The sequence below is a fragment of the Mycobacterium sp. genome, assembly GCF_049281135.1.
In the GTDB taxonomy this organism is placed as follows: Bacteria; Actinomycetota; Actinomycetes; order Mycobacteriales; family Mycobacteriaceae; genus Mycobacterium.
Genome location: NZ_JBAPRN010000162.1, coordinates 1 through 2,383 on the forward strand (window position 1 = coordinate 1; position 2,383 = coordinate 2,383).

The 2,383-nt window shown below is 62.6% G+C and carries 4 protein-coding genes; 3 read left to right on the forward strand and 1 reads right to left on the reverse strand.

Going from position 1 to position 2,383, the window contains the following annotated elements; all coding sequences use genetic code 11:
- Both WAN02_RS06590 and WAN02_RS06595 read left to right on the forward strand, forming a co-directional pair.
- Window positions 1-301 (forward strand): hypothetical protein (locus WAN02_RS06590; protein ID WP_422263362.1); only part of this gene is annotated, 301 nt, incomplete at its 5' end.
- Window positions 302-471: 170 nt separating this feature from the next.
- Window positions 472-969: a methylated-DNA--[protein]-cysteine S-methyltransferase gene (locus WAN02_RS06595; RefSeq protein ID WP_422263365.1), complete on the forward strand. Its 498-nt coding sequence runs from the start codon at window positions 472-474 to the stop codon at window positions 967-969.
- Window positions 970-990: 21 nt separating this feature from the next.
- Here WAN02_RS06595 and WAN02_RS06600 read toward each other — a convergent pair whose 3' ends face one another.
- Window positions 991-1,545, reverse strand: a complete 555-nt coding sequence (locus tag WAN02_RS06600) for a hypothetical protein (protein WP_422263363.1) — start codon at window positions 1,543-1,545, stop codon at window positions 991-993.
- 250 nt (window positions 1,546-1,795) lie between these two features.
- On the opposite strand from WAN02_RS06600, the gene WAN02_RS06605 reads away from it, so the two are divergent.
- A complete protein-coding gene (locus WAN02_RS06605) occupies window positions 1,796-2,362 on the forward strand; it encodes a dihydrofolate reductase family protein (RefSeq protein WP_422263364.1) in 567 nt (188 codons plus the stop codon).
- Window positions 2,363-2,383 lie beyond the last annotated feature (21 nt).

Sequence of the window (2,383 nt, forward strand, 5' to 3'; positions counted from 1 at the left end):
CAAGCAGGTCTACAAGATCACCTACCCCAACGGGAAGATCTACGTCGGCATGGACCTGACCGGCAGCGTGACGTACTTCGGTAGCCCAAGCGCAAAGGCGCGGATAGCCGCCGACCTCGGCGAGCAAGTCAACGACTACACCGCCCGCAAAACCATCCTGTGGGAATCCGATACGGCAACCGACGCCGAGGTCCGCGCTATGGAAGTGCAACTGATTCGCCAGCACGGCTCGAATGATCCGGCGATCGGGTACAACTTGACGCCCAGATTTCAGGCTCCGGCTCTCAACGACGGACGATAGGCACAGGCCGCGAAGGTGGCTAAGCCACTGCGAGGTGATCGGCATGCTGCCGCGCGCTTGACATAGAACGGACTCGATGACATCGCGTTGCCGCTCTGGGCTGGTGGATTCGTCGGTGGCCCTTGATAGCCTGATTCGGCCTAATACTCGCACGTCAGGAGGTTGTCATCATTCTACAAAGTAGAACTATAGATAGCCCGATCGGATTGTTGACGCTGGCCGGCCGCGACCAAGCGCTCACTAATCTGCGAATGGTCGACCAGACCTACGAACCGAGTCGCAATGGTTGGTCTCCAAATCCCAAGGCGTTCAACGACGCAGTGCACCAACTGAACGCCTATTTCGCCGGCGAACTCACCACCTTCGACCTCCAGCTCGATCTGCGGGGCACCGAGTTTCAGCGGCGAGTCTGGCAGGCGCTGCTGACGATCCCGTTCGGTGAGACCCGGTCCTATGGCGAGGTCGCGGAACAGATCGGCGCTCCGGGCGCCGCTCGTGCCGTCGGCCTGGCCAACGGCCACAACCCGATCGCCATCATTGTTCCGTGCCACCGGGTCATCGGTGCCAGCGGAAGCCTCACCGGGTACGGCGGGGGTCTCGATCGGAAACGATCGCTGCTCGCATTGGAGACGAGACACACCTCGGCGACATTGCCGCTGTTCGACTGACTGCCGGCCCGGCGGGCGAGGTCAGAACCCGGGGAACGGTCGTGGGGCCGGTGCGCCGGGCAGGCCGAGCGGCAACCCAGGCGCTGGCCCTCCAGGTAAACCGAGCGGCAATCCAGGTCCGCCGGCGCCGGGAAGCGGGAACGGCATGTTCCCGTTGGCGACCGAGTTTATCCACCCCGGACACTGCGACTGGATTGCCATCTGGGCCAGGAAGCCGGCCATGGGTGCTTCCAGACCGCCGTGACCACTCATCTGAGCTGCCCCACTCGCCAGACTGCCGCCCGGCTTGACCAGCATCGGGCAGATGGACTGACCCATCTGGGCAATGGCCCCGCTGACCGGGCCATTGTTACCGATGCCCACGCCGTTGAGGACGGGAGCCATCGCATTGCCGGCCGAATCCGCGTGTGCCGCAGGGATAGAGCCCAGGACAGCTACGAATACTGCTGCGGTAACGATGACAGGACGAACCACCGACGTCGCCACGATCTCCACCATGTCCCACGTCGTACGCCCGGTATCCGACTTCCCATTGGTTGACCAGGCCGAAAGGCCGGCCATCTTGCTCGCGGTCATGTGGAGCTCCCCTCCGTTAGCACTCCATGCACATGTAGCACAGGTTTCACTTTGATAACGGTAAGGTACTTATGTCACAGTAGCAACACGAACAGATAACTGTTTGCAACCGCAGCGTTGCGCTACCGCGACCTGCGAGACCGGAATGCAACAATTGCGGATTTCCTGACGAGCGTTTGCTCCACGGGGATTTGACGATTCTCGCGTGGTGGCGCGATGAGTTTTGCCCTCCGGTGCAGTCTTGATCTCCATGGGCAAACTCATCTATGGCTTCAACGTGTCGGTGGACGGGTATATCGCCGACGCACAAGGCAACATCGACTGGTCCGATCCGAGCGAAGAACTGCACCGGTACTGGAACGACTTCGAGCGGGAGACCGCCCTGTCGTTCTACGGGCGGCGGCTCTACGAACTGATGTCCGCATACTGGCCGACCGCCGATGAGACCCCGGACGCCACCCCTCTGATCGTCGACTTCGCGCACGTCTGGCGCGACATGCCCAAGGTCGTGTTCTCGCGCACCCTGGAGTCCGTCGACTGGAACTCCCGCCTGGAACGCGGCGACCCGGTCGAGGTGGTGACGAAGCTGAAAGCCGAAACCGACGGCAGGCTGGAGGTGGCCGGCGCGACGCTGGCCGCACCGATCGTGCAGGCCGGACTGGTGGACGAGTACCGGATCGTGGTCACGCCCACCGCTGTGGGCGGCGGCACCCCGTTCTTCCCGACACTGCCGTCATGGATCTCGCTGCAACTGTTGGAGAACCGCACCTTCCCGGGCGGCGCGGTCTTGCTGCGGTACGGGGCGAAACCCGACTGATTTAGCCCCTTGGTGTAGAAA

What these genes read in the sequence shown, in the direction of transcription:
- WAN02_RS06600 (WP_422263363.1), bottom strand. Translation starts at nt 1,545, where the DNA reads ATGACCGCGAGCAAGATGGCCGGCCTTTCGGCCTGGTCAACCAATGGG.
- WAN02_RS06605 (WP_422263364.1), top strand. Translation starts at nt 1,796, where the DNA reads ATGGGCAAACTCATCTATGGCTTCAACGTGTCGGTGGACGGGTATATC.